General features: G+C 73.0%; 22 protein-coding genes. 13 read left to right on the top strand and 9 right to left on the bottom strand.

Features of this window, described 5'->3' with window-relative positions; all coding sequences use genetic code 11:
• The first annotated feature begins 121 nt into the window (after window positions 1-121).
• On the top strand, window positions 122-1,063 hold the full coding sequence (locus CMN_RS10995) for a ferritin-like domain-containing protein (protein WP_015490889.1): 942 nt from the start codon (window positions 122-124) through the stop codon (window positions 1,061-1,063).
• A gap of 89 nt (window positions 1,064-1,152) precedes the next feature.
• On the opposite strand, the gene CMN_RS10990 is transcribed toward CMN_RS10995, so the two are convergent.
• Entirely contained in the window at window positions 1,153-2,595 is a 1,443-nt protein-coding gene (locus CMN_RS10990) for an amino acid permease (protein ID WP_015490888.1), read from the bottom strand.
• 132 nt (window positions 2,596-2,727) lie between these two features.
• Window positions 2,728-4,941, bottom strand: coding sequence for a hypothetical protein (locus CMN_RS10985; RefSeq protein ID WP_227077680.1), 2,214 nt, complete (start codon window positions 4,939-4,941; stop codon window positions 2,728-2,730).
• Window positions 4,942-5,253: 312 nt separating this feature from the next.
• Between CMN_RS10985 and CMN_RS10980 the strand changes: the two genes are divergently transcribed.
• Together CMN_RS10980 and CMN_RS10975 are read left to right on the top strand one after the other, a co-directional pair.
• Window positions 5,254-6,672: a glycoside hydrolase family 1 protein gene (locus tag CMN_RS10980; RefSeq protein ID WP_015490886.1), complete on the top strand. Its 1,419-nt coding sequence runs from the start codon at window positions 5,254-5,256 to the stop codon at window positions 6,670-6,672.
• A 93-nt stretch (window positions 6,673-6,765) separates the two neighbouring features.
• Window positions 6,766-7,332: a LemA family protein gene (locus CMN_RS10975; protein ID WP_015490885.1), complete on the top strand. Its 567-nt coding sequence runs from the start codon at window positions 6,766-6,768 to the stop codon at window positions 7,330-7,332.
• A 10-nt stretch (window positions 7,333-7,342) separates the two neighbouring features.
• Here the strand turns inward: CMN_RS10975 and CMN_RS10970 are convergent, their stop codons facing one another.
• Entirely contained in the window at window positions 7,343-8,578 is a 1,236-nt protein-coding gene (locus CMN_RS10970) for a winged helix-turn-helix domain-containing protein (RefSeq protein WP_015490884.1), read from the bottom strand.
• Between the two features lie 99 nt (window positions 8,579-8,677).
• Here CMN_RS10970 and CMN_RS10965 point away from each other — a divergent pair, with 99 nt between their 5' ends.
• Both CMN_RS10965 and ilvA read left to right on the top strand, forming a co-directional pair.
• Window positions 8,678-9,913 carry an AI-2E family transporter gene (locus tag CMN_RS10965; protein WP_015490883.1) on the top strand — a complete coding sequence of 412 codons (1,236 nt, stop codon included), beginning with the start codon at window positions 8,678-8,680 and terminating at the stop codon, window positions 9,911-9,913.
• Window positions 9,910-11,286, top strand: a complete 1,377-nt coding sequence (gene ilvA / locus CMN_RS10960) for a threonine ammonia-lyase (protein ID WP_015490882.1) — start codon at window positions 9,910-9,912, stop codon at window positions 11,284-11,286. The genes CMN_RS10965 and ilvA overlap by 4 nt, the downstream gene beginning before the upstream one ends.
• Before the next feature lie 82 nt (window positions 11,287-11,368).
• On the opposite strand, the gene greA is transcribed toward ilvA, so the two are convergent.
• Together greA and CMN_RS10950 are read right to left on the bottom strand one after the other, a co-directional pair.
• On the bottom strand, window positions 11,369-11,857 hold the full coding sequence (gene greA, locus CMN_RS10955) for a transcription elongation factor GreA (protein ID WP_015490881.1): 489 nt from the start codon (window positions 11,855-11,857) through the stop codon (window positions 11,369-11,371).
• 60 nt (window positions 11,858-11,917) lie between these two features.
• Complete coding sequence (locus CMN_RS10950) at window positions 11,918-12,400, bottom strand: DUF4307 domain-containing protein (protein ID WP_015490880.1); 483 nt, start codon at window positions 12,398-12,400, stop codon at window positions 11,918-11,920.
• A gap of 66 nt (window positions 12,401-12,466) precedes the next feature.
• On the opposite strand from CMN_RS10950, the gene mca reads away from it, so the two are divergent.
• From mca to CMN_RS10920, 6 genes are all read left to right on the top strand, one after another.
• The gene (gene mca, locus CMN_RS10945; RefSeq protein ID WP_015490879.1) at window positions 12,467-13,390 is read left to right on the top strand and encodes a mycothiol conjugate amidase Mca; all 924 of its coding nucleotides are present in this window, start codon (window positions 12,467-12,469) and stop codon (window positions 13,388-13,390) included.
• A complete protein-coding gene (locus tag CMN_RS10940; protein ID WP_015490878.1) occupies window positions 13,390-13,734 on the top strand; it encodes a hypothetical protein in 345 nt (114 codons plus the stop codon). Before mca ends, CMN_RS10940 begins: the two co-directional genes overlap by 1 nt.
• A 535-nt stretch (window positions 13,735-14,269) precedes the next feature.
• Window positions 14,270-14,767: a hypothetical protein gene (locus CMN_RS10935; RefSeq protein WP_015490877.1), complete on the top strand. Its 498-nt coding sequence runs from the start codon at window positions 14,270-14,272 to the stop codon at window positions 14,765-14,767.
• A 190-nt stretch (window positions 14,768-14,957) separates the two neighbouring features.
• Window positions 14,958-15,944: a carbohydrate ABC transporter permease gene (locus tag CMN_RS10930; protein ID WP_015490876.1), complete on the top strand. Its 987-nt coding sequence runs from the start codon at window positions 14,958-14,960 to the stop codon at window positions 15,942-15,944.
• Window positions 15,941-16,852 carry a carbohydrate ABC transporter permease gene (locus CMN_RS10925; RefSeq protein WP_015490875.1) on the top strand — a complete coding sequence of 304 codons (912 nt, stop codon included), beginning with the start codon at window positions 15,941-15,943 and terminating at the stop codon, window positions 16,850-16,852. The genes CMN_RS10930 and CMN_RS10925 overlap by 4 nt, the downstream gene beginning before the upstream one ends.
• Window positions 16,853-16,914: 62 nt before the next feature.
• On the top strand, window positions 16,915-18,294 hold the full coding sequence (locus CMN_RS10920) for an extracellular solute-binding protein (RefSeq protein WP_015490874.1): 1,380 nt from the start codon (window positions 16,915-16,917) through the stop codon (window positions 18,292-18,294).
• Window positions 18,295-18,318: 24 nt separating this feature from the next.
• Here CMN_RS10920 and trhA read toward each other — a convergent pair whose 3' ends face one another.
• Window positions 18,319-19,074, bottom strand: coding sequence for a PAQR family membrane homeostasis protein TrhA (gene trhA, locus CMN_RS10915; protein WP_015490873.1), 756 nt, complete (start codon window positions 19,072-19,074; stop codon window positions 18,319-18,321).
• Between the two features lie 82 nt (window positions 19,075-19,156).
• Between trhA and CMN_RS10910 the strand changes: the two genes are divergently transcribed.
• Both CMN_RS10910 and phoH2 read left to right on the top strand, forming a co-directional pair.
• The gene (locus tag CMN_RS10910) at window positions 19,157-19,942 is read left to right on the top strand and encodes an isoprenyl transferase (RefSeq protein ID WP_041465544.1); all 786 of its coding nucleotides are present in this window, start codon (window positions 19,157-19,159) and stop codon (window positions 19,940-19,942) included.
• 224 nt (window positions 19,943-20,166) lie between these two features.
• On the top strand, window positions 20,167-21,513 hold the full coding sequence (phoH2, locus tag CMN_RS10905; RefSeq protein WP_041465543.1) for an RNA 5'-3' helicase PhoH2: 1,347 nt from the start codon (window positions 20,167-20,169) through the stop codon (window positions 21,511-21,513).
• 77 nt (window positions 21,514-21,590) lie between these two features.
• On the opposite strand, the gene CMN_RS10900 is transcribed toward phoH2, so the two are convergent.
• The 3 genes from CMN_RS10900 to CMN_RS10890 form a co-directional block, all read right to left on the bottom strand.
• Window positions 21,591-23,018, bottom strand: a complete 1,428-nt coding sequence (locus CMN_RS10900) for a class II fumarate hydratase (RefSeq protein WP_015490870.1) — start codon at window positions 23,016-23,018, stop codon at window positions 21,591-21,593.
• A 79-nt stretch (window positions 23,019-23,097) separates the two neighbouring features.
• On the bottom strand, window positions 23,098-23,760 hold the full coding sequence (locus tag CMN_RS10895) for a carbonic anhydrase (protein WP_015490869.1): 663 nt from the start codon (window positions 23,758-23,760) through the stop codon (window positions 23,098-23,100).
• Entirely contained in the window at window positions 23,757-24,473 is a 717-nt protein-coding gene (locus CMN_RS10890) for a DUF4245 domain-containing protein (protein ID WP_015490868.1), read from the bottom strand. Before CMN_RS10890 ends, CMN_RS10895 begins: the two co-directional genes overlap by 4 nt.
• Between the last annotated feature and the right edge of the window lies 1 nt (window position 24,474).

Raw genomic sequence — 24,474 nt, 5'->3', positions numbered from 1 at the left:
CGTGACATCCGGCGAAACAGTGCATCGCGCCCCTATCCGGATGCCGACCACCCGTTTAGCGTTCGAACCACCTCGCGCTCGGTATCTGGGATACGGACGCGCCGATCAAGGGAGCTCATCCATGTTCGACAAGAAGTTCATCACCCAGGCCATCGACCGGAGCGCGCAGTCGCCGCTCGACCGTCGCCGCTTCTTCAGCGCCGCGGGCGTCGCGGGTCTCGGCGTCGGCGCCGCGGCCCTCATCCCCGCGACGGGCGCCCAGGCGGCGGACGCCCAGGCCGAGGCCGACGCGGGCGCCGTCACGGACGCCGCCGTCCTCAACTTCGCGCTCAACCTCGAGTACCTCGAGGCCGAGTTCTACCTGCGCGCATCCACGGGCGCGGGCCTCGTCCCGAACGACATCTCCGGCGTCGGCACCGCCGGCGGCGTCACGGGCGGCCGCCAGGTGCAGTTCAAGGACCGCGCCATCCGCGAGTACGCCCGCGAGATCGCGCAGGACGAGAAGGCCCACGTGAAGTTCCTGCGGTCCGCGCTCGGCTCGGCGAAGGTCGCGCGTCCCGCGATCGACCTCGACGCCGCGTTCTCCGCCGCCGCGACCGCCGCGGGCCTCATCAAGCCGGGCCAGAAGTTCGACGCGTTCGCGAGCGACGAGAACTTCCTGCTCGCGTCGTTCGTGTTCGAGGACGTCGGAGTCACCGCCTACAAGGGCGCGGCCCCGCTCATCACCAACAAGACGTACCTCGAGGCGGCCGCCGGGATCCTCGCGGTCGAGGCGTACCACGCGGGCATCATCCGCACGTCGCTGTTCGCGAAGGGCCTCGCGGCCCCGACCAACGCGATCTCCAACGCGCGCGACTCGCTCGACGGATCCTCGGACCTCGACCAGGGCATCACGGTCTCGGGCGGCGCGAACCTCGTGCCGACCGACGCGAACGGCATCGCGTTCAGCCGCACCACGGGTCAGGTCCTCAACATCGTGTACCTGAACAGCAAGGCCGTGACCCGTGGCGGGTTCTACCCCAACGGCGTCAACGGCGGCATCAACACCAGCGGCGCGAACTAGCCAGCCGGGCGACATGCAGCAGGGGCGCCGCCCACCTCGCGAGGTGGGCGGCGCCCCTGTCGTCGTCCGGGCGGGCGGGCCGGCGTCCGTCAGCGCCGGTTGCGCGGGCTGTCGGCGGCGAGCACCGAGTTGCGGCGCGAGTAGGTGAGGTAGATCACGAGGCCGATGACGAGCCACACCGCGAACCGCACCCACGTCTCCCATGGCAGCGACGAGACAAGCCAGAGCGAGAAGCCGATGCCGATGATCGGCACCACGGGCATGGCCGGCAGCCGGAACGCCCGCGGGATCTCGGGCCGCTTGTAGCGCAGCACGATGACGGCCGCGCACACCACCACGAAGGCCAGCAGGATCCCGATGTTCGTCAGCTCCGCCACCACCGTGATGGGCAGGAAGCCCGCGAACAGGGCCGAGCCGATGCCGATGATCCACGTCACGCGCGTCGGCACGTTCCGCTTCTCGTCGGTGACCGCGAACCACTTGGGCAGCAGCCCGTCGCGGCTCATCGAGAACCACACGCGCGACGCCCCGAGCATGAACGTGAGCATCACGGTGACGACGCTGACGATCGCCCCGACCGCCACCACGTTCGCCACCGCGGGCAGGCCCACCGACTCGAACGCGGTCGCGAAGCCGCTCTCCGGGTTGATGTCCGAGTACTTCTGCATGCCCGTGAGGACGACGGTCGCGAGCACGTAGAGCACCATCGCGATGGCGAGCGACAGCAGGATCGCCTTCGGCATGTGCTTGGTCGCGTCCTTCGACTCCTCGGCCGCGGTGCTCATGGCGTCGTAGCCGAAGACCGCGAAGAACACGGTGGCGGCGCCCGTGAAGACGCCGGCCGCGCCGAACGGGAAGTACGGCTGGTAGTTGGCGCCGGTGATCTGCGTGAAGCCGATGACGACGATCACGAGCACCAGCGCCACCTTGAGGCCCACGAGGTAGAGCTCGAACCGGCCGACGCTCTTCATGCCGCGGGTGAGGACGAACGCGGTGCCGAGGCAGAGGATCACGGCGAACAGGTCGACGACGTGGCCGTCGCCGGTGCCGGCCGCGCCGAGCATCCAGGCCGGGAGGTCGACGCCGAGCTGGTCGAGGAGGAAGCCCGCGTAGCCGGAGACGCCGATGGCGACCACGCCGACGATGGCGGTGTACTCCAGCAGCAGGTCCCAGCCGATGAACCAGCCGACGATCTCGCCGAGGGCCGCGTAGCCGTAGGTGTACGCGGATCCGGCCTTCGGGATCATGCCCGCGAACTCCGCGTAGGAGAGGGCGGCGGCGGCGCTGGCGATGCCCGCGATGAGGAAGGAGATGAGGACCGCGGGCCCGGCGGTCTGGTTCGCGACGGTGCCCGCGAGCGTGAAGATGCCGGTGCCGATGATGCCGCCCACGCCGATCGCGGTGAGCTGCCAGAGGCCGAGCGAGCGCGTGAGGCCGCCCTCCTCCGTCGCCGCGCCGGGCTCCGCCTCGATGGCTTCCACGGGCTTCCGCCGCGTGAGCGCCGCCCAGAGGGACGTGCTCGATGTGCTCATGCAGGACTCCTGCCGTCGGGGCCGCGCGGGCCCGGTCGAGGCCGCCGGAGCCGGCGACGGACCCAGTGTGGCCTCGGCCGAAGATCCGCACCAGGTGCGGCGCGGCAGCGGGACAGCGGCGGGGGACGGCTGCTAGAGGCGTTGCAGGGAGGGCTCGACTACGCGGATCCAGAGCCACACGGCGACGCTCACCGCCGCGAAGGCCGCCGCGACGACGAGGGCCGTGATCCAGACCTCCGCCGGCACGCCGCTCGCGGTCGTGGCCACCGCGGCGAACGCCAGCGTGAGGACGGCGACGCTGACGACGGCCCACAGCGGCAGGGAGCGCAGGAGCAGCGAGCGGCCGAGCACGAGGGAGACGGGTGCGAGCGCGAGCGCGGCGGAGCTGAGGGAGGCGAGGGTGACGACGCTGAGCAGCTCGTTCGCGAGCTGCGGCCACATGCCGCCGTCCGCGGGGACGAGGCCGTAGAGGATCCAGGCCACGAGGCCGAGCGTCGCGAGCGATCCCGACTGCACGAGCGCGAGGCGGGCCCGGGACCGGTCGTCGCGGTCGTCGGCCACGAGGCCGAGGACCTGCCCGATGACGATGGGCGGAGCGAGGCCGAACGCGCGCGACGCGAGCACGGCGGTCGCCGAGAGCACGAGGAGGGCGGGCACGGTGTGCACGCGGGTGGGTCCGGCGCCGACGCGGCCGGCCACCGCGGCGACCGCGACCACGCCGACGCCGTTGACGACGGCGAGGCCCACGAGGGCCGCGAGGAAGAGGCGCACGGCGTTGGGGTCGGATCCCACGGGCAGCGACAGCGCGGCCAGCGCGGCGGCCAGGGCGAGGGCCGCCGCGGCGGCACCCCAGCGGCCGGCGCGGCCGGGCTCGCGGGCGGGACGGGCTCCGAGGAGCGTCGGCGCGGGCTCGCGGCGGGCGGGGATGGGGATGGAGATGGGGATGGGGGCGGAGTCGAGCCGGCCCGGCACGATGCGCAGCTGGCCGGTCGTCGCGATCGAGTCCGTGAAGGCCGCGGCCACGGCCCGGGTGGTGAGGGCGCCGGCGTCGCCGCGCGGCACGATCCGCAGCGGCGTCACGTCCTCGGCTGCGCGGTGGCGGCCGCCGAAGCGCGCGACGAGCGCGCCGCGGAGGAGGAGGGCCGGCAGGGTCACGAGGAGCACGGCGCCGAGCGCGAGGAGCAGGGGCAGGAGGCCGCGGCCGTCGGTGAACGCCGCGGGCAGCGGCTGGAGCGACGTGCCGAAGCGCGTGGGCGCGTTCCAGGTGCCGGGCGCGGCGGCGGCGGGTGCGGATCCGGAGCGGGGCGCGTCGTCGGGGCCGGGAGCGGTGCCGGTTGAGCCGCCGCCCTCGCCGCCGCCGGAACCGGATCCGGGCGCCGGAGCCGCCTGCGTGCCCTGGGGTGAGCTGGTGGCCTCGGGCGTGGGGCTCGCGGGCGGCGTGGTCGCGCCCGGCGTGGGGGAGGAGGCGGGCTGCGCGACCGTGATGTCCACCTCGGCCGCGAGCGTGCTGATGTTGCCGAGCGGATCCGTGACCGACGCCGTGATCCCGAGCGGCCCGGGCGGCAGCGTGCCGGTGGTGCACGACCAGCGGCCGCCGGCGACCTGCGCCTGGCACGCCGCGTCGCCGTAGCCCGTCAGGTACGCGCGCACGACGTCGCCGTCCTCGTCGGAGGTGCCGGAGATCGTGATCCCCGAGGCATCGACGGTGGCGCCGGCCGCGGGCGCCGTGATGACCGCGGCGTCCGGCGCCGTCGTGTCGAAGCTGCCCGTGCCGCGTCCGACCGCCGGTGTCCCCGTGCTCCACGACGTGGACTGCGTCGCGGTGACGGGGATGCCGGTGCCGGAGGGCGGCGGCGGGGCGAGGAGGCACGCCCACGTGCTCGAGGCGCCGACGGTGGCGCGGCACTCGGCGGATCCGGAGCGCGCGTCGACGACCGCACCCGGGTAGCCCGTGCCGCTGACGAGCCCGGAGGTCACGACGGAGAAGCTGTTGACGCCGGGAGCACGCAGGACGGACGCCGTGGCGGTGGCCTCCTGCCCTCCCGCGGTGACGCGCACGGGGCTCTGCCCGTCCGGGACGCCGGTCGCGGTGGCGCGCCAGGTGGTGGAGGAGGGGAGCGTGACGGCGGCGGGCACGCTCGCGATGGTGACCTGCACGTCGACGCCCGCGGGCCGGGTGCCGGTGACCGCGATGGCGCCGTCGGTCGAGAACGGCGGCGTCTGCACCGTCGGCGCCGGGGTGGGAGCGCCGGACGGGACCGGGCTCGGCGTGGGGGTCGGGGTCTCGGTGGCGGCGGAGGCGGCGACCGTGCCGCCGGCGGTCAGCGCCGCGAGCAGCAGGAGCACCGAGGCCGTGCGGACGAGCCGCTCGCGGGATCGCCGGACACCGCCCGCTCCACCCCCCGTGGACGGACGATCCTCGTTCCTCGCCAGTCGCTGCACCGTGCGTCCATTCAGTCGGCTGCGTCCGGGCGTGTCAACCGCACGCACCGACCGTGACGGAAGTGGGACGGGAACCTGGGCGCCGCATGCCCGGCGTCGGGGCGCACGGTGTGCGTCGTCGGTGCGCCCCTCGGGCTCGCGGCCGGCCGCGTCACCGCCGGCATCCCTCCCCGGTCGCGCGAGGCGAGGCCGTCCCGGTGCCCGATACTGGCTCACGTGACCCCCCGCGACGCCGTCCCCGACCGCCCGACGCCGACCGAGCTCGCGGGGCTCCTCGCGGGCGGCCCGCGCATCGGGGTGAGCACGAGCGCGACCAAGGTCGAGGGCCGCGCGCACGAGGGCGGACGCACCGAGTCGGTGTGGGACGCGTTCGCGCGGCGGCCCGGCGCGGTGGCGGACGGCAGCGACCCGGAGCGCGGCGCGCGGCACATGGAGAGGTACCGGGAGGACGTCGCGCTCGCGGCCGAGCTCGGCGCCGATGTCCTCTCCTTCTCCCTCTCCTGGTCGAGGATCCAGCCGGAGGCGCGCGGCGGACTGCGCCGCGAGGGCATCGCGTTCTACGACGAGCTGGTCGACGCGCTGCTGGCCGCGGGGATCCGCCCGCGCGCCGCCCTGCACGACCATGACCTGCCCGTCGAGCTGCAGGACCGCGGCGGCTGGCTCCACCGCGACACCGCGCTGCGCTTCGGCGACCTCGCATACCTCGCCGCCGAGGCGCTCGCCGACCGCGTGCCCGACTGGGTGACGCTCCGGACGCCCGCGCTCACCACGATGGCCGGCCACGTCGCCGGGACGCACGCGCCCGGATCCCGCCTCGGGCTCGACGCGCTCCTCACCGTGCACCACCAGCTGCTCGCGCACGGCCGGGCGGTCGAGGCGATCCGCGGCGCGAGCTCCGCGGCGCGCGTCGGCATCGTGAACGCGCACCGCGTGGTCGAAGCCGCCACCGGGGACGACGACGACCGCGCCGCCGCCGTCGTCGCGCGGGCCCTGCACCAGGACCTCTTCGCCGACGCCGTGCTCCTCGGCCGCTACCCGGACCTCGCCGGTCCGCACGCGGAGGCCTTCGAGCGGCTCGGGCGCGTGGACCCGGCCGACCTCCGCTCCATCGGCCAGCCGCTCGACCACTACGGCGTCGCGCTCGCCGACCCGATCCGCGTCGCCGCCGTGCCGCGCCTCGTCGCCGGATCCACCGCGACCCCGTTCGCCGAGCTGCCCTGGACCGACCACCCCGCCTCCCTCGACGGCCACCCCGTCGCGCCCGATCTCGTACCCGTCGTGCTCGCGGACCTCCGCGCGCGATACGGCGACGCCCTGCCGCCCGTCGTGCTCTCGGGCCTCGATGCCGCGCACCCCGAGCAGGTCGACGACCGCGACGGCTCCCGCCGGGATCCGCGCCGCGCGCACGCGATCTCCGACCACCTCGTCGAGGCGCTCGCCGCCGTCGCGCCGGGCGGGCCCGCGGAGGGCGTGCGGCTCGAGGCCGTCGTAGCGGGCAGCCTGCTCGACGGCTTCGAGTGGGAGGCGGGGCGCGCGCATCCGCGCGGCCTCGTGCACGTGGATCCGCTCACCGGCGACCGCGCGCCCCGCTCCTCGTACCGCTTCCTCCGCGACACCCTGCGCGAGCGCGGCTGACCCGGACGCGCGGACGCGTCGACGCCCCCAGAACGGGTGCGCGGGCCCCGATCACCCCGGGTCCTCCCCAGCCCCGCGCGTAGGATCCTGAGCATGGAATTGTGGATCGCGCTCGGAGTCGTCGTGCTCCTGGCAGTTCTCGTCGGCATCTACCTCTGGGCCACGTACAACGCCCTCGTCACCCTCGACGTCCGCGTGGACGAGGCGTGGAGCGACATCACGGTGCAGCTGAAGAGGCGCGCGGACCTGCTGCCGACCATCATCGAGTCGGTCAAGGGCTACGCCACCCACGAGCAGAAGGTGTTCGAGAAGGTGGCGTCCGCGCGCACCGAGACGATCAGCGCGGCGAGCCCCGCGGAGGCGAGCTCCGCCGAGGAACACCTGCAGGGCGCGATGAAGTCGCTGTTCGCGGTCGCCGAGGCGTACCCGCAGCTCCAGACGAGCCAGACGTTCCTGCAGCTGCAGGGCGAGCTGGTGGACACCGAGGACCGGATCCAGGCGTCGCGCCGCTTCTACAACGGCGGCGTGCGCGAGCTCAACACGAAGATCACGCAGTTCCCGAACACGCTCTTCGTGCGCGGGCTGGGCTTCGGCGAGCGCGACTTCTACGAGGTCTCGAGCCTCGCTTCCATCGCCGAGCCGCCCCGCGTGCAGTTCTAGCGGGGTCCCGTCATGCGGGCGCGTCGGTCGTGGCGTCCACCGCCGGCAGGTGCGCCCGCAGCGCCGGCGCGAGCGTGCCGCGGTCGACGACGCCCACGCGCTCCAGCCCCTGCCACGCGGCGGCGCGCTCGAGCAGCGGCGCGATGCGTCCGGCGACCGTCGCGGGATCGTGGCGTCCCTCGATCCACGACGCCTGCACGCGCAGCAGGCCCGCCTGCCGGTCGCTCTTGAGGTCCACCCGGGCGACGATCTCGTCGTCGACCAGCACCGGCAGCACGTAGTAGCCGTGCACGCGCTGCGCCGCCGGCGTGTAGATCTCGATCCGGTAGTGCAGGTCGAGGAGGCGGAGCGCCCGCTCGCGGAACCACACGACGGGGTCGAAGGGGGAGAGCAGGGCCTCGCCGCGGATCCGCCGGGGCAGCCGCGCGTCCCGGTGCAGCCACACGGGCAGCGGCTTCCCGCGCCCCTCCCACCCGGGAACGGTGACGGGCAGCACCTCGCCCGCGTCGGCCAGGTCGCGGATCGCGCGGTCCGTCGCGGCGCGGGACAGCCGGTGGTAGTCGCCGAGGTCGGCGGCGGTGCCGATGCCGTGCGCGACGGCGGCGCGGCGCACGAGCTCGCGCACGGCGTCCTCCTCCGCCACTTCGCGCTCGCGCACCGCGGCCGGCAGCACGTCCTCCGCCAGCCCGTAGACCCGCTCGAATCCGCGCCGCCCGGCGCTCGCGATCTCCCCCCACGCGAACATCGCCTCGAGCGCGCGCTTCACGTCCGACCAGCCCCACCACGGACCCGTGCGGACGTTGGACTCGTGCTCGATCGCGCTCGCGGGCACCGGTCCCGTGCGGGCGAGCTCGGCCCGCACCTCGGCGATCAGCGGCGCGTGCTCGAGCGCCCAGGATCCCGGTCGCGTGCGTCGTTCGCGCTCCGCCGCCATCCGCCATCCGAACAGCGGCAGGTCGTCGACGGGGAGCACGGCGGCCTGGTGCGCCCAGTATTCGGTGTACGCGCCGCCGCCGCCGAACAGCATCCGGTCGAGCGCCGCGCGGTCGTACGGCCCCACGCGGGCGAGTACGGGCAGGTGGTGGCTGCGCTCGAAGACGTTGACGGAGTCGATCTGCAGCAGGCCGAGGCGCCGGATCTCCGCGGCCAGGCGCCGCGTGCCCGCCGCGTCGGCGTGCGGCCGGCCGAGGCCCTGCGCTCCCAGGGCCACGCGTCGGGCGAGGGCGGGGGAGACGGTATCGACCATGCTGCGACGCTACCGGCGACCCCCGACCGGGCGGCAGGGACCGGCGGCACCGGACCGGCGGGCAACGGCCGCACGACAGCCCCGTCCTAGACTCCCAGCATGATCTTCGGCCAGCGATCCCGTGCGCGCGCCGCGGCAGCCGCCCGCGCGGCCGAGCGGCCCGCCGAGCCCGACATCGACTCCGTCCAGCCCGTCGCGCGCACCGTCGCCGAGACGGTGCCGCCCGGCATGGTCATCGCGGGCGCGTGGGCCTGGCGGCTGCTCCTCATCCTCGGCGTGCTCGGGGTCGTCGCGTGGCTCGTGATCCAGCTGGAGTACGTGGTCATCCCGCTGTTCCTCGCCATCGTCCTCGCGGCCCTGCTCGTGCCCATCTCCCAGCGGATGCAGCGCCGCCACGTGCCCAAGTGGCTGGCCGTCGCGATCTCCGAGATCGGCGTCATCGTCGCGGTCGGCGCCCTCGTCTACCTCGTGACGACGCAGATCATCGGCCAGTACGACTCCCTCCGCGCGCAGACCCTCACGCGCTACGCCGACCTCCGCGGCTTCCTCACCGACGGGCCGCTCCAGCTGTCCGAGCAGCAGCTCAACGACGCGTACGCGCAGGCGGTCGACGCCGTGCAGCGGGACGCGGGAGCGCTCCTCAGCGGCGCCCTCTCGGTCACGTCGTCGCTCGGCCACGTGCTCACGGGCGTGCTCCTCGTGCTCTTCTCGACGCTCTTCATCCTCATCGACGGCGCGGGCATGTGGAGCTGGGTCGTGCGGCTCTTCCCGCGGCTCGCGCGTCCCGCGATCGATGGCGCGGGCAAGGCCGGCTGGACCACGCTGCAGAACTTCGTGAAGGTGCAGGTGCTCGTCGCGCTCATCGACGCGGTCGGCATCGCCGGGGGCGCCGCGATCATCGGGGTGCCGCTCGCGATCCCCATCGGCGTGCTCGTGTTCCTCGGCTCGTTCATCCCGATCGTCGGCGCGGTCGTCACGGGCACGCTCGCCGTCTTCGTCGCCCTCGTCTACAACGGGCTGACGCAGGCGCTCATCATGATCGCCATCGTCCTCATCGTGCAGCAGGTGGAGGGCCACGTCCTCCAGCCGCTCATCATGGGATCGGTCGTGAAGGTGCATCCGCTCGCGGTCGTCCTCTCGGTCGCGGCCGGCGGCATGGTCGGCGGCATCGCGGGGACGTTCTTCGCCGTGCCGCTCGTCGCGACCCTCAACTCCATGGTCAAGCACGTCGCCAGCGGGGCATGGCGCGGGCAGCCCGAGCCGCCACCTCCCGCGGTCCCTGCCGACGCCGCGCACGCCACCCGCCGCCCGAACCCGAGGAAGCCCACCCGATGACCGACGCCGCACCCGCCCGGACCCCCGCCGAAGAGGCTCCCGCCGCGCCGCACGCCGACCTGCCGCACCTGCGCGCCGTCGGCGACGAGCTCGACCCGTCGCAGCTGGGGGAGGACGCGACGGCGCTCGCGCAGGAGCTGCCCCGCGGATCCGCGCCCACGCTCGCGCGCATCGAGGCCGCGCGGGAGGTCGTCAGCCGCGTCGCCGAGGTGACGCCCATGGAGTCCTCGCGGTTCCTCGCGGAGATCCTCGGCAGCCCCGTGCACCTCAAGTGCGAGAACCTGCAGCGCACCGGGTCGTACAAGATCCGCGGCGCCTACAACCGGATCTCGCGCCTCACCGACGAGGAGAAGGCGCGCGGCGTCGTGGCGGCGTCGGCCGGCAACCACGCTCAGGGCGTCGCGTTCGCGGCGCGCGAGCTCGGGATCCGCGCCACGATCTTCATGCCCGTGGGCGTCGCGCTCCCGAAGCTGCAGGCCACCCGCCAGTACGGCGCCGAGGTCATCCTCCGCGGGCACACGGTCGCCGAGCCGCTGCTCGCCGCCGCCGAGTTCGCCGCGCAGACGGGCGCCGTCCTCATCCCGCCGTTCGACCACGAGGACGTCATCACGGGCCAGGCCACCCTCGGCCTCGAGATCCTCGACCAGACGCCGGACGTCGAGACGGTCGTCGTGCCGATCGGCGGCGGCGGGCTCATCTCCGGCGTCGCGACCGCGCTCAAGCTGCGCGCCGCCGAGGAGGGCCGCGCGATCCGCGTCATCGGCGTGCAGGCGCGCAACGCGGCCGCCTACCCGCCGTCCCTCGCCGCGGGCCGCGCGACCGAGATCGAGATCACGCCCACCATCGCCGACGGCATCGCGGTCGCGAAGCCGGGCCTGCTCAACTTCAACATCATCCGCGAGAGCGTCGACGAGGTCGTCACGGTCGAGGACGACGACACCGCGCGCGCCCTGCTCCTGCTGCTCGAGCGCGCCAAGCTCGTGGTCGAGCCCGCGGGCGCCGTCGGCGTCGCGGCGCTCCTCGCGGGGCTGGTGAAGGACGCCGGCCGCACCGTCGTCATCCTCTCCGGCGGCAACATCGACCCGCTCATGATGGAGCGCGTCATCAGCCGCGGGCTCGCGGCCTCCGACCGCTACGTGAAGCTGCGGCTCATGCTGCCCGACCGCCCGGGCCAGCTCGCGCGCACCTCGCAGATCATCTCGGAGGCGAACGCGAACGTCGTCGAGGTGCTGCACACGCGCCACGGCCGCGGCCTGCAGATCAGCGAGGTCGAGCTCGAGGTGAGCGTGGAGACGCGCGGACCCGAGCACACGGGCGAGGTCGTCCAGCGCCTCCGCGACGCCGGCTACGACCCGCGCCTCCAGCGCGACTGACCCACGGGCAGCCCGCCCGGGCGACGAGAGAGGGGACGCGGACCCATCGGTCCGCGTCCCCCTCTCGTCGTCCGGGCTCGCGCTACGGCGTGTAGTTCTCCACGGCCTGGACCTCGACGGGGATCTCGCGGCCGTTCGGCGCGGTGTACGCGCCCTTCTGCCCGACCTCCCAGCCGATGATCGCGGCGCCGAGCGGCGACTGCTCGCTGTAGACGTCGAGGTCGCTGTCGCCCGCGATCTCGCGGTTGCCGAGCAGGAACTTGGTCTCGTCGCCGGCGATGATCGCGGTGACGACCGTGCCGGGCTCCACGACGCCGTGGCTCTCGGGGGCGTCGCCGACCTCGGCCGTGCGGAGCAGCTGGGTGAGCTGGCGGATGCGCGCCTCGATCTTGCCCTGCTCCTCCTTGGCGGCGTGGTAGCCGCCGTTCTCCTTGAGGTCGCCCTCCTCGCGGGCGATCTCGATCTTCTTCGCGATCTCCTCGCGGCCCTGCACGCTGAGGGTGTCGAGCTCCCTGCTGAGGCGGTCGAACGCCTCCTGAGTCAGCCAGGTGACTGCCTGCTCCTGCGCCACGATGGACTCCTTGCACTCGCACGGACGCCCCGACGGAACCGTCGAGGCGAATCCCCCACTCTAGGCGGGCCAGCAGCTGTGGATCAACCCGGTCACCGCGGGACCGGTGGTGCGGAGGCGCACCGTCTCCATGCGCTCGAACCCGTCCTGCGCCGGCAGCTCGACGACCTTCCAGCCGACGATGGAGCGCTGCTCGTCCTGGGCCTGCACCGCGCAGAACGCCTGGGTGCCGGCGGGCATGACGACGGAGAAGGTGACGTCGATGGTGCGGTCGTCGACGATGTCGAACGCGCGGTCGGTGGCGTCGACGTTCCCCGACGCCTGGTCGAGACCCGCCCACAGCACCCAGGCGCCGAACACCAGCGCGACGAGCCCGCCTGCCGTGCCGTAGAGCCAGCGCTGGCGGATGCGCGCGGGTCGCGTGCGGCCGTACCGCTCGTCGAGCGCGGGCGTCGACCGGGGCGCGGGGACGCGGTGCTCGACGATCTCGTCGTCGTCCGCGGGCGGGCCGGCGGGTGCGGGGGAGCGGGACTCGGTCGTCACGGCGATCTCCTCACACGCACCTTGTACTCTGGGGATCCAGACTACCTTCCCCACCCTTGGAGCCCCGTGACCCTGCGCCTCATGGCCGTGCACGCCCACCCCGACGACGAGTCCAGCAAGGGCGCGGCGACCTACACCCACTACACGCAGCAGGGCGCCGAGATCATGGTCGTCAGCTGCACGGGCGGCGAGGCGGGCGACATCCTCAACGAGGGCCTCGCCGAGCGCGCGATGGCCGAGCGCGACCTGCCGGGCCTCCGCCGCATCGAGATGGCGCGCGCCCAGGCCGTCATGGGCGTGCAGCACCGCTGGCTCGGCTACGTCGACTCGGGCATGGCGCGCGAGGACGGCTCGCTGCCGCCCGCGTCCTTCGCGAGCATCCCGGTGGAGGTGTCGGCCGAGCCGCTGATCCGCCTGGTGCGCGAGTTCCGCCCGCACGTCCTCGTGGCGTACGACGAGAACGGCGGCTACCCGCACCCCGACCACATCCAGGCGCACGTGATCGCGATGGAGGCGTGGCGCGAGTCCGGCGTCGCCGGCTCCTACCCCGACGCGGGCGAGCCGTGGGAGATCGCCAAGCTCTACTTCGACCGGATCTTCAACGGCGCGAAGCTCCGCGCCGTGCGCGAGCACCTGGTCGCCACCGATGCCGGTCCCGAGATGCTCGAGGCCGTCGACGAGATGCTCGGCTGGATGGGCGACCGCCCCGACCTCGCCACCACGCACGTGCACGTGGCCGACCACTTCGAGGCCCGCGACCGCGCGCTCCTCTCCCACGCGAGCCAGGTCGCGCCCGACAGCACCTTCTTCCGCTGGCCGCGCGACCTGCAGCAGCGCGCCTGGCCGTTCGAGGACTTCCAGCTCGTCGAGTCGCGCGTGCCCGTGCCCGAGCCGGAGGACGACCTGTTCGCCGGCATCGCGGACGACGTGTCCGGCGCGGACGTGTCCGGCGGCGACGTGTCCGGCGCTGACCGGGCGGCTGTCGCGTGATGCGCTCGGACCTCGTGCTCCGCCTCGCGGCCGCCGTCACGACCCCGAGCCCCACGCCCACGGCCGAGTTCGACCCGGACACGGTGTCGCCCGGCCCCATCGGATTCGTCGCCATCTTCTTCGTGGCCGTCATGGTGCTGCTGCTCATGGTCGACATGACCCGCCGGATCCGCCGCACGCGCTACCGCGAGGAGATCCGCGGCCGCCTCGAGGCGGAGAAGCTCGAGGCCGACCTCGCGCGCGACTCCGCGCCCGAGAGGGAGCGCCGGACGACGGACCCCGCGGTCGCGGACGGCGACGAGGCCGGGGATCCGGACGACCCCGCGGGTACGCCGCGCGCCTGAGCGGCGCGCTTCCCGGGTGCCGGTCCCGTCCACGCGCTGTGGACGCGCGTCGGCCTGCCTGCGCCCGGCTCCCTAGTCTCGTGGTCCACGCGAGAACGGAGTTCCATGAACACGTCATCCACCACGCCCTCGGGCCGATCCCCGCTTCGTCCCGCCCGGTTCGCATCCGTCACGGACGTCGCCGCGACCGTCGCCTCGGGCGCAGTCAGCGTCAGCGCCATGGGGCACAACCACACCCAGTCCGAGCCGGATCCCTGCTACGTGGGTCTGCCCTCGATCGGGGAATGGCGCCACGGTCACCACGGCGGCTGATGGTCAGCGGCTGATCCACGCGCCCACGGCCGGCGTCCTCCATCCGAGGGGCGCAGGCCGTCGCTCGTGGGCCGGTACACGGACTACCGCAACTGGATGGTCCATTCGGACGACCAGCCGACCCCACGCGCCTGATCCGCGCGACGGCAGGCAACCCTGGTCCGGGACCAGATATCCGTCGCTTCCTCGCCCCATCCCCCACCGAGAACGGAGCACCATCCCCATGACATCCACCACCCTCTCCACCCGAACGCCCCGTCGCGTCCGGCGGGTGGGGGCCCTCGTCTCCGGCGTCGCCCTGGCGCTCTCCGCGGTCCTCGCGTTCGGCAGCGCGCCGGCGTCCGCCGCGTCCGGCCACGGCCAGCTCGGCGCGCAAGCGATCAGCACGCAAGCCGTCTCCGGGACCGGCACCGTCAGGATCCAGTTCCAGACGCACTGGGTGCCCGGACTGCCCCACGTCCGGTCCATCCGCATCCAGTCGAAGAACGTGGCCGGGAAGCCCATCTCCAACTGCTACTCGATGGGCGCCTACCGGCCCGAGGCGGACATCTGGCCCTACATCCAGGTCGACCTGCCGGAAGGTACCTACGAGGAGACCAGCTACGACGGCCCCGAGTGCCACGTCGCGTTCCAGACGGCCGGCGGCTACGGTCCGTTCGACACTCGCCAGGGGCACAACTGGATGCTGTACTCCCAGGACGCCCCGCGCCTCCGCGCCTGATCGATCGGACCGACGGCCGGCGTCCCGGATCTGGGACGCCGGCCGTCGCGTGTCCCCCGTCCAGGGGGTGTCGGCCGTCGCCCGTCCGCCGGCGCGCCACCTGCGCGACCCCCGCGGTTAACCCGTCCTCCTTAGTTTTGCCAGGCACGGAGGGAACGTTCCCTCCTCGTGCGCCAGAAGGAGGACCGTCGTGACGCACGCCCCCGCGCCCACACGGGTCACGCCGACGCCGCATGCGGTCTCGACGCCGATCCGCCCGACCGCCGCGCGTCCCGGCTCCGCCCCTCGCCGCCGTCACCGACCGGGTCGCCTCCGCGACGGGCTCCTCTTCCTCGCGTTCGTCGGCCCCAACGTGCTGCTGCTCGCGGTCTTCACGTACAAGCCCCTGCTCGAGTCCTTCTACTACTCCACGCTGCAGTGGAACATCGGCTCCCAGGTGGCGCGCGAGGTCGGCCTCGCCAACTACGTCGCCTGGTTCCAGGATCCGCAGACCCCCACGGTCGTCGGCGTCACGCTGGTGTTCACGGGAGTGACGGTCGTCGGGTCGATGGTGCTGGGGCTCGGCGTCGCCGTGCTGCTCAACCGCAAGATCCGTCTGCGTGGCCCGGTGCGCACCATCATCGTCGCGCCGTACGTGCTCTCCGGCGTGGCCGTCGGCTTCCTCTGGCTCTACGTCTTCGACCCGAACTTCGGCCTGATCTCCGCGGGCCTCCAGCTCGTCGGGCTGCCGTCGCCCGACTGGTACAGCGACCCGGGCGCCGCCCTCGCGATGGTCACGACCGTGCAGGTGTGGCGCGACCTCGGCTACTGCGCCCTCATCTACCTCGCGGGCCTCCAGGCCGTGCCGAAGGACCTGCTCGACGCCGCGGCCCTCGACGGCGCCGGCCGCATCCGCACCTTCCTCCGCGTGGTGCTGCCGCTGCTCAGCCCGACCACGTTCTTCCTCCGCGTGACCACCCTGCTGAGCTCGCTGCAGACCTTCGACCTCATCAGCGCGATGACCAAGGGCGGGCCGCTGCAGGGGACCACCACGATGATGTACCAGATCTACCACGAGGGCTTCGTGGCCGGACGGGCCGGCTACTCGTCCGCCGTCGCCACGATCCTGTTCCTCGTCCTGCTCGTCGTCACGCTCGTCCAGCTCGTCGTCGTCCAGCGGAAGGTGCACTACTCGTGACCACGACCCTCGCCCGCCCGGAGCCCGCGGCCGTCCCCGACGGATCGCATGGTTCCCGCCGCGGCGTGCGTCCCTCCGCGTCGGGATCCGCCCGCCCGTCCCTCGCCGGTACGTACCTCGCGCTCGCCCTCGCGGTGGTCGTCATGCTCCTGCCGCTCGTGTGGATGGTGCTCACGAGCTTCAAGGACTTCGGCGAGATCTACTCGCTGCCGCTGAAGCTCCTGCCGTCGTCCTTCGCGCCGACGAACTACGCGACCGCGTCCGACACGGTCTCCTTCTCCACGCTCGCGACCAACAGCCTCATCAAGACGATCGCGGGCTCCGGCCTCAAGGTGCTGCTCGGCCTCATGACCGCGTACGCGCTGGTCTTCATCCGCGTGCCGTTCAAGAACGTGTGGTTCGGCGTCGTGATCCTCGCGCTCCTCGTGCCGCAGCAGATCGTGATGATCCCGAACTACCAGGTCATCGCGGGCCTCGGCTGGATCAACACCTACCCGGGCCTCATCCTCCCCGGCGTCGCGAGCGCGTACGGCACGTTCCTGTTCCGCCAGCACTTCCTCACGCTGCCGGGCTCCGTGCTCGAGGCCGCCGCGATGGACGGCGCGGGGCACCTCCGCCGCCTGTGGTCGTTCGTGGTCCCCATGTCGGGCCCCACGATCGCCGCGGTCGCCCTGGTCTCCATCGTCGGCGAGTGGAACGACTACCTCTGGCCGCTGCTCGTCACCACCGATCCGCACATGATGACGCTCCCCGTCGGCCTCACCCTGCTGCAGGACACCACGGGCATCACCAACTGGGGTGTGCTCATGGCGGGCACCGTCATCGTCACGATCCCCGTGCTCGCGGTCTTCCTCGTCTTCCAGCGGCGCATCGTCGGCGGTCTCACCGCCGGCGCCGTGACCGGCTGACGCGCCTCTCCCTCCCGCCTCACCCCTCCCCGCTCGACCCGCATCCCGAACCCAGGAGAACCATGCCCATCGATCCCCGCTCGGCCCTCGGCGGCTTCGCCGCCCGCCCGTTCGACCGCCGCAGCGTGCTGAAGCTCGGCGCCGTCCTCGGCGGCACCGCCATGCTCGCCGCCTGCTCCGGTCCGTCGGTCGGCGGCGACACGGCGGCCAGCGCGGCCACCGACACCGACTGGGACGGGATCCAGCCCGCCACCGACATCACCTGGTGGACGACGCACCCCGGCCAGACCTCCGACCTCGAGGCCCAGTTCGCGGCGGACTTCCTCGCGAAGACCGGCATCACCGTGAACGTGGTGACGGGCGGCGCGAGCTACGACGAGATCGCGCAGAAGCTGCAGGCCGCCGCGGGCACCGACAGCATGCCCGACATGGTGAACGCCAGCGACACCTGGTGGTTCCGCTACATGGTCAACAAGCAGTCGATCGCGATGGACGGCCTCATGTCGCACCTCGGCTTCGAGCTCGACGACTTCAACAAGGTGTTCCTCGACGACTACCTGTACAACGGCGCGCGCTTCGCGGTGCCGTACGCCCGCTCGACGCCGATCTTCTACTACGACAAGTCGATCTGGCAGAAGGCGGGCCTCCCGGACCGCGCGCCCGACACCTGGGCCGAGCTCGAGGAGTGGGCGCCCGCGATCATGAAGGCGACCGGCGGCACGCCCGCGGTGCGCCTGCCGCAGGGATCCATCGGCACCTGGGCGATGAGCAACGTCCTCTGGGGCCGCGGGGGCCAGTACTCCGACGGCTGGACGCTGAAGCTCGACCAGCCCGAGACGCTCGAGGCGGCCGGCTACGCGCGCGGCCTCGTCTTCGACTCGAAGATCGCGAACGTGGCGGCGGCCAGCGGCGACACCGCGGTCGACTTCGCGGGCGGGCTCGCGCCGTCCACCATCGCCTCGGCGGGCGCGGTCGGCATCGTCACCGCGAGCGCGAAGTTCCCCATCGGCACGGGCGTGCTGCCGGGCGGCCCCCAGGGCCAGTTCGTCCCCACGGGCGGCACCGGACTCGCGGTCATCGGCAGCAAGACCAAGGAGCAGCAGCTCGCGGCGGCCATGTTCATCAAGCACCTCACCGAGGTGGACCAGCAGGTCGCCCTGGCGAAGAAGACCGGCTACGCGCCCTCCCGCACGTCGGCGGGCGAGTCGTCCGAGCTCACGGGCTTCTGGGCCTCGAACCCGGCCTTCCGCACCGTGTACGACAGCCTCGACCACGTGCGCTCGCAGGACTGGGCGCGCACGCTCATCCCGAACGGCGACACGTACCTGCAGCAGCCGTGGTCGCAGATCCTCACGCAGGACGCGGACCCGGCCCAGGTGTTCCCGGCCGCCGCGACGCAGCTCACGAGCGCCTACACGGAGAACGTGCAGCCGTACCTGTAGCGGGCGCCCGACGCACCCGCCCGGTCAGACGACGGGCGGGTGCGTCGCCACCAGCAGGATCCCCGTCCAGTGGCAGAGGAACGCCACCAGGGTGAACGCGTGGAAGATCTCATGGAAGCCGAAGCGGCCGGGCCAGGGGTTCGGCCGCTTCAGCGCGTAGGCGACCGCCCCGACCGTGTACGCGAGGCCGCCCGCGAGGATGAGCGTCATCATCGCGGCGTCGGCGCGGAAGAAGTCGACGATGAACACGAGCGACGCGTAACCGAGCACGAGGTACAGCAGCACGTAGAGCCAGCGCGGGGCGTGGATCCAGAGCACGCGGAAGAGCACGCCGATCGCGGCGCCCGACCACACGAGCCAGAGCAGCAGCACCGACTTCCCGTGCGGCAGCGCCAGCACGGTGATGGGCGTGTACGAGCCCGCGATGAGCAGGAAGATGTTGGCGTGGTCCATCCGCTTGAGCAGGATCTTCGCCCGCGGCGACCAGTCGAACCGGTGGTAGACGGCCGAGACGCCGAACAGCAGCAGCGACGACGCGACGAAGACGGCGCAGGCGACCTTCGCCGCGGCCCCGTCGGCGACTGCGATGAGCACGATCCCGAGCACGAGCGCCACCGGGGTCATGCCCGCGTGCAGCCAGCCGCGCCAGGTGGGCTTCGGCTCGGGTCCGACGTCCTGCGCGTCCTCGAGCAGTGGGAGGTGGGCGATGGGAGCGTTCTCCTCCGGCGCCTCGCCGTCCGGTCTGCCGAACGATCCGGGGGAGGAGGCGGCGGGCGTCATCCTGCGAGTGTAGGACAGCGGTCGACGACGTCCGCCGGGCGGGCGATCCGGGCGCACGGGCAGGTGGGATAGCGTGGCCTCCGTGCGAGAGAAGCCGATCCGACCGTGGCGCGGTCTGCTCTACCGGGCGTACCAGAAGCGCATCCGCCGCGGCCTCGACCGGAACGCGCTGCCGCACCACATCGCGATGATCCTCGACGGCAACCGCCGCTGGGCCCGCCAGCTCGGGCTCGAGTCCGCGGCGCACGGGCACCGCGCCGGAGCGGCCAAGTTCCTCGAGTTCCTCGAGTGGTGCGACGACCTCGACATCCAGGTCACCACCCTGTACCTGCTCTCCACCGACAACCTCACGGGCCGCGGCAGCGCCGAGCTCACGGCGCTCATCGACATCATCGGCGAGCTCGCGGAGGACCTCTCCCGGCACCGCGACTGGCGCGTCAAGCACGTCGGATCCGACGAGGGCCTGCCGCCCGAGCTCATCGCCCGGCTCGACGCCTCCGAGGAGCGCTCGAAGGGCAACGCCGGGCTCCACATCAACCTGGCCGTCGGCTACGGCGGGCGCACCGAGATCGCCGACGCCATGCGCAGCATCGTGCAGCAGCACCACCTCGCGGGCGGCACCCTGGAGGACCTCGCGGCGCTCCTCACGCCCGATCTCATCGGCGAGCACCTCTACACGAGCGGGCAGCCGGATCCGGACCTCGTGATCCGCACCTCGGGCGAGCAGCGCATCAGCGACTTCATGCTGTGGCAGTCGGCCCACAGCGAGCTCTACTTCATGGAGGCGCTGGGGCCCGACCTCCGCGAGGTCGACTTCCTCCGGGCCCTCCGCGACTACTCCTCCCGCCAGCGCCGCTTCGGCTCCTGACGCGCTCCCCGGCGCCGCTCGGGGCGCGCGGAGGAAGAGTTAATGTCCACGACACATCCGGACCCGCGTCGCTCTGGTCATGTCGGCGGTGCGCGACGTAGGTTCGCACTCATCGGGCATGGCGCCCGATCGAGAGGGCCGCGGGATCTCTTCTCGCCACCGTGGCCCGATCGCCGTCAGGATCCGAGCGCGACCGCTCGGGGATGGAGTGGCCCGTGGCCCCGATGGACAGCCAGAGCAGCACCGCACGACGCGCGAGCCGGGGGGAGGGGGCGCCGCAGGCCGAGCGCACGTACGTGCTCGACACCTCCGTCCTCCTGTCCGACCCGCGTGCGCTCTTCCGCTTCGCCGAGCACGCGGTGGTGATCCCGGTCATCGTCATCACCGAGCTCGAGGCGAAGCGGAACGACCCGGAGATCGGGTACTTCGCGCGGCAGGCCCTCCGCCTCCTCGACCAGCTCCGCGAGGAGCACGAGCGGCTCGACTTCCCCATCGAGGTGGGCGAGGCCGGCGGCACGCTGCGGGTCGAGCTCAACCACTCGAGCATGTCGGGCCTCCCGAACGGCCTGCAGCTCGGCGACAACGACTCGCGGATCCTCGCGGTCGCGCTCAACCTGTCGACCGAGGGCCTCGCGGTCACGGTCGTCTCGAAGGACATGCCGCTGCGCGTGAAGGCCGCCTCCATCGGCCTCCAGGCGGAGGAGTACCGCGCCGAGCTCGCCGTGGACAGCGGCTGGACCGGCATGGCCGACGTCACGCTCTCCAGCGCGCAGATGGCCGACCTCTACGACGGCGAGACGCTGCAGACGCGCGTCGTGCAGGACCTGCCCGTGAACACGGGCGTCGTGCTGCACTCCGACCGCGGATCCGCCCTCGGCCGGGTCGTCCGCCGCGGCACGGTGAACCTGGTGCGCGGCGACCGCGAGGTGTTCGGCCTCAAGGGCCGCTCGGCGGAGCAGCGGCTCGCGATCGACCTGCTGCTCGACCGCGAGGTGGGGATCGTCTCCCTCGGCGGCAGCGCCGGCACCGGCAAGTCGGCGCTCGCCCTCTGCGCCGCGCTCGAGGCGGTGCTGGAGAAGCAGCAGCACCGCAAGATCATGGTCTTCCGGCCGCTGTACGCGGTGGGCGGCCAGGAGCTCGGCTACCTGCCGGGCGACGCCGCCGAGAAGATGAACCCGTGGGCGCAGGCCGTGTTCGACACCCTCGGCTCGGTCGTCTCGCAGAACGTCATGGACGAGGTGGTGGAGCGGGGGATCCTCGAGGTGCTGCCGCTCACCCACATCCGCGGGCGGTCGCTGCACGACGCGTTCGTCATCGTGGACGAGGCGCAGTCGCTCGAGCGCAACGTGCTGCTCACGGTGCTCAGCCGCATCGGCCAGAACTCGCGCGTGGTGCTCACGCACGACGTGGCGCAGCGCGACAACCTGCGGGTCGGCCGACACGACGGCGTCGCGAGCGTCATTGAGACGCTCAAGGGCCACGAGCTGTTCGGGCACATCACGCTCACCCGCTCGGAGCGGAGCGCGATCGCGGCGCTCGTCACGGGGCTGCTCGACGGCGACCCCATGTGATCCACCCGCCCCGCGCATGACGACGGGCGCCGGTCCCCGAGGGGATCGGCGCCCGTCGGCGTCCGTGGGAGAGGCGGCTACAGGCCGGGCGCCGTCATCCGCAGCACGTCGAGGCCCTGGTCGAGCTGCTCCTCGGTGATTTCGCCGCGCTCGACGTAGCCGAGGTCTACGACGGCCTCGCGCACCGTCATCTTCTGCGCGACCGAGTGCTTCGCGATCTTCGCCGCGGCCTCGTAGCCGATGATGCGGTTGAGCGGCGTGACGATCGACGGCGACGACTCCGCGAGCGCCCGCGCGTGCTCCTCGTTGACGCGCAGCCCGTCGACGGTCTTGTCGGCGAGCAGGCGCGTGGAGGAGGCGAGGATGCGGATCGACTCGAGCAGCGACGAGCCCATGACGGGGATCGCGACGTTGAGCTCGAACAGGCCCGACGCGCCCGCCCACGCCACGGTGGCATCGTTGCCGATGACGCGCGCGCACACCATGAGCACGGCCTCCGGGATGACCGGGTTGACCTTGCCGGGCATGATCGAGGACCCGGGCTGCAGGTCGGGGATGTGCAGCTCGCCGAGGCCGGTGTTCGGGCCCGAGCCCATCCAGCGGATGTCGTTGCAGATCTTGGTGAGGCTCACCGCGAGGGTGCGCAGCGCGCCGGACGCGTCGACGAGGCCGTCGCGCGCGCCCTGCGCCTCGAAGTGGTCGAGCGCCTCGGTGACGGGCAGGCCGGTGTCGTCCGCGAGCACGCGGATCACCTTCTGCGGGAAGCCGACCGGGGTGTTGATGCCGGTGCCGGTGGCGGTGCCGCCGAGCGGGACCTCGGCGACCCGGGGGAGCGCGGTGCGCACGCGCTCGATGCCGAGGCGGATCTGGCGCGCGTAGCCGGCGAACTCCTGGCCGAACGTGACGGGCGTCGCGTCCATGAGGTGCGTGCGGCCCGCCTTGACGAGCCCCTTCCACGCGTCGGCCTTGGTCTCGAGGGCCTCGGCGAGGTGCTCGAGCGCGGGGATCAGCTCGGCGAGGAGCGCGCCCGTGACGGCGACGTGCACCGAGGTGGGGAAGACGTCGTTCGACGACTGCGACGCGTTGACGTGGTCGTTCGGGTGCACGGGCTTGCCGAGCGTCGCGGTCGCGAGTGCCGCGAGGACCTCGTTCATGTTCATGTTCGAGCTCGTGCCGGAGCCCGTCTGGTACACGTCGATGGGGAAGTGCTCGTGGTGGGATCCGGCCGCGACCTCGTCGGCGGCCGAGACGATGGCGGCCGACACGTCGGCGTCGATGATGCCCATCTCGCCGTTCACGATCGCGGCGGCGCGCTTGATGCGGGCGAGCGCCTGGATCTGCGCGGGCTCGAGCCCGCGGCCGGAGATGGGGAAGTTCTCGACGGCGCGCTGCGTCTGGGCGGCGTACAGCGCGTGCCGGGGGACCCGCACCTCGCCCATCGTGTCGTGCTCGATGCGGAACTCGTCCGCCGAGCTGCTGTCGGATCCGGGGGAAGTGTCGACCACGCTGTTTCTCTCTCCTTCGGGACGGGTGATGCGCCGGGCCCCGCGGGCCCGGGTCGCGCAGGTCAGCGCGGGCGGTCCTCTAGCGAGGGATGTCGCCCACGATGACGTCGGGCACCGCGGTGCCCTCGAGGAGCTTGTAGTTGGCGCCGACGATGGCCAGGCTACCGGCCGCCACCCGGTCGGAGATCATCTCGGAGGCCTCCAGCATGCGGGTCACGGTGCCGCGCAGGTGCTGGCGGCCGACCTCGCCCGCGTCGACGTCGCTGGGTACGACGTGGTCGCCCGCGACGCGGCGGACGGCCGGCGCGATGGGGGCGATGAGGTTCGCGATGTGCGGCGGCAGCGCCTCGGCGCCCGGCGCCGCGCTCTCGATGGCGGCGCGCACGGCACCGCACTCGTCGTGCCCGAGCACCACGATGAGCGGCACGCCCAGCACGGCGACGGCGTACTCGAGGCTGCCGAGCACGGAGTCGGAGATGATCTGGCCGGCGTTGCGGATCACGAAGAGGTCGCCGAGGCCCTTGTCGAAGATGATCTCGGCCGCGAGGCGCGAGTCGCTGCAGCCGAACAGCGCGGCGACCGGGCGCTGCACGTGGGCGAGCGCGGCGCGGCGCTCGACGTCCTGGCGCGGGTGCTCGGGGGTGCCGGAGACGAAGCGCGCGTTGCCCTCCACCATCTCGGCCCACACCTGGGCGGGCGCCTGCACGGTGTCCTCCTGGGCGGTCTCGACCTGGTCCGTCATCCCTCGTCCCCCTCTCCCGGTGCGGTGGTGCTGGTGGTGGTGCCGTCGGCGGGCGTCGGCGTGGCCGTCGTGCCGCCCGGGGCGGTGCGGGCCGCGGCGACCGCCTCGATGGCGGTGCGGAGCTCGTTCGCGTCGGCCGTGCCGTAGATCGCGTAGGTGCTGTCGCCGTCGACGGCGCTCGCCGCGAGGACGACGTTCCCCGGGTCGTCGGCCTGCGCGTTGTCGTACAGCGTCCACTCGAGGCCGCCGATCTCCTCGGAGCTCACCTCGGGGGCGGACTGCAGCGTCTCGTCGAGCCAGGTGGGGTTCGCGTCGATGCCCTGCGAGATGCCGATGTAGCGGTTGCTCGGCGTGATGAGGCCGATGTACCAGACGGCCACGCCATCGCGGCCGGCCGGGCGGATCTCGGCGTCGTTGCTCTTCCATGCCGTGGGCAGGTCGGGCACCACGAGCGTCTGCGGGAACCCGCCCTGGGCCTCGGCGGCCGCGGCGCCGTAGTCGACGTCGGGCAGGATCGTGGTGTTCGAGCGCGGCACGAGCGCGACGATCACGGCGACGGTCGCGACCGTGACGAGGAGCGAGTAGAGCAGGTTGCGGAACGTCTGCTTGGCGCGGTGGCGGCGGGAGTCGGCGGCCTTGCGGGCGGCGGTCTCCTCGGGCGTCTCGGGCCGGCCGAGCTCGGCGACGACGTTCGGGGTGCGGGGCTTCGCCACG

This window comes from Clavibacter nebraskensis NCPPB 2581, from assembly GCF_000355695.1.
GTDB lineage: Bacteria > Actinomycetota > Actinomycetes > Actinomycetales > Microbacteriaceae > Clavibacter > Clavibacter nebraskensis.
This window is presented reverse-complemented; position numbering and strand designations above follow the sequence as displayed.

What these genes read in the sequence shown, in the direction of transcription:
- CMN_RS10990 (WP_015490888.1), bottom strand. Translation starts at nt 2,595, where the DNA reads ATGAGCACATCGAGCACGTCCCTCTGGGCGGCGCTCACGCGGCGGAAG.
- CMN_RS10975 (WP_015490885.1), top strand. Translation starts at nt 6,766, where the DNA reads ATGGAATTGTGGATCGCGCTCGGAGTCGTCGTGCTCCTGGCAGTTCTC.
- CMN_RS10995 (WP_015490889.1), top strand. Translation starts at nt 122, where the DNA reads ATGTTCGACAAGAAGTTCATCACCCAGGCCATCGACCGGAGCGCGCAG.
- CMN_RS10920 (WP_015490874.1), top strand. Translation starts at nt 16,915, where the DNA reads ATGCCCATCGATCCCCGCTCGGCCCTCGGCGGCTTCGCCGCCCGCCCG.
- CMN_RS10970 (WP_015490884.1), bottom strand. Translation starts at nt 8,578, where the DNA reads ATGGTCGATACCGTCTCCCCCGCCCTCGCCCGACGCGTGGCCCTGGGA.
- phoH2 (WP_041465543.1), top strand. Translation starts at nt 20,167, where the DNA reads ATGGACAGCCAGAGCAGCACCGCACGACGCGCGAGCCGGGGGGAGGGG.
- CMN_RS10940 (WP_015490878.1), top strand. Translation starts at nt 13,390, where the DNA reads ATGCGCTCGGACCTCGTGCTCCGCCTCGCGGCCGCCGTCACGACCCCG.
- ilvA (WP_015490882.1), top strand. Translation starts at nt 9,910, where the DNA reads ATGACCGACGCCGCACCCGCCCGGACCCCCGCCGAAGAGGCTCCCGCC.
- trhA (WP_015490873.1), bottom strand. Translation starts at nt 19,074, where the DNA reads ATGACGCCCGCCGCCTCCTCCCCCGGATCGTTCGGCAGACCGGACGGC.
- CMN_RS10965 (WP_015490883.1), top strand. Translation starts at nt 8,678, where the DNA reads ATGATCTTCGGCCAGCGATCCCGTGCGCGCGCCGCGGCAGCCGCCCGC.
- CMN_RS10895 (WP_015490869.1), bottom strand. Translation starts at nt 23,760, where the DNA reads ATGACGGACCAGGTCGAGACCGCCCAGGAGGACACCGTGCAGGCGCCC.
- CMN_RS10935 (WP_015490877.1), top strand. Translation starts at nt 14,270, where the DNA reads ATGACATCCACCACCCTCTCCACCCGAACGCCCCGTCGCGTCCGGCGG.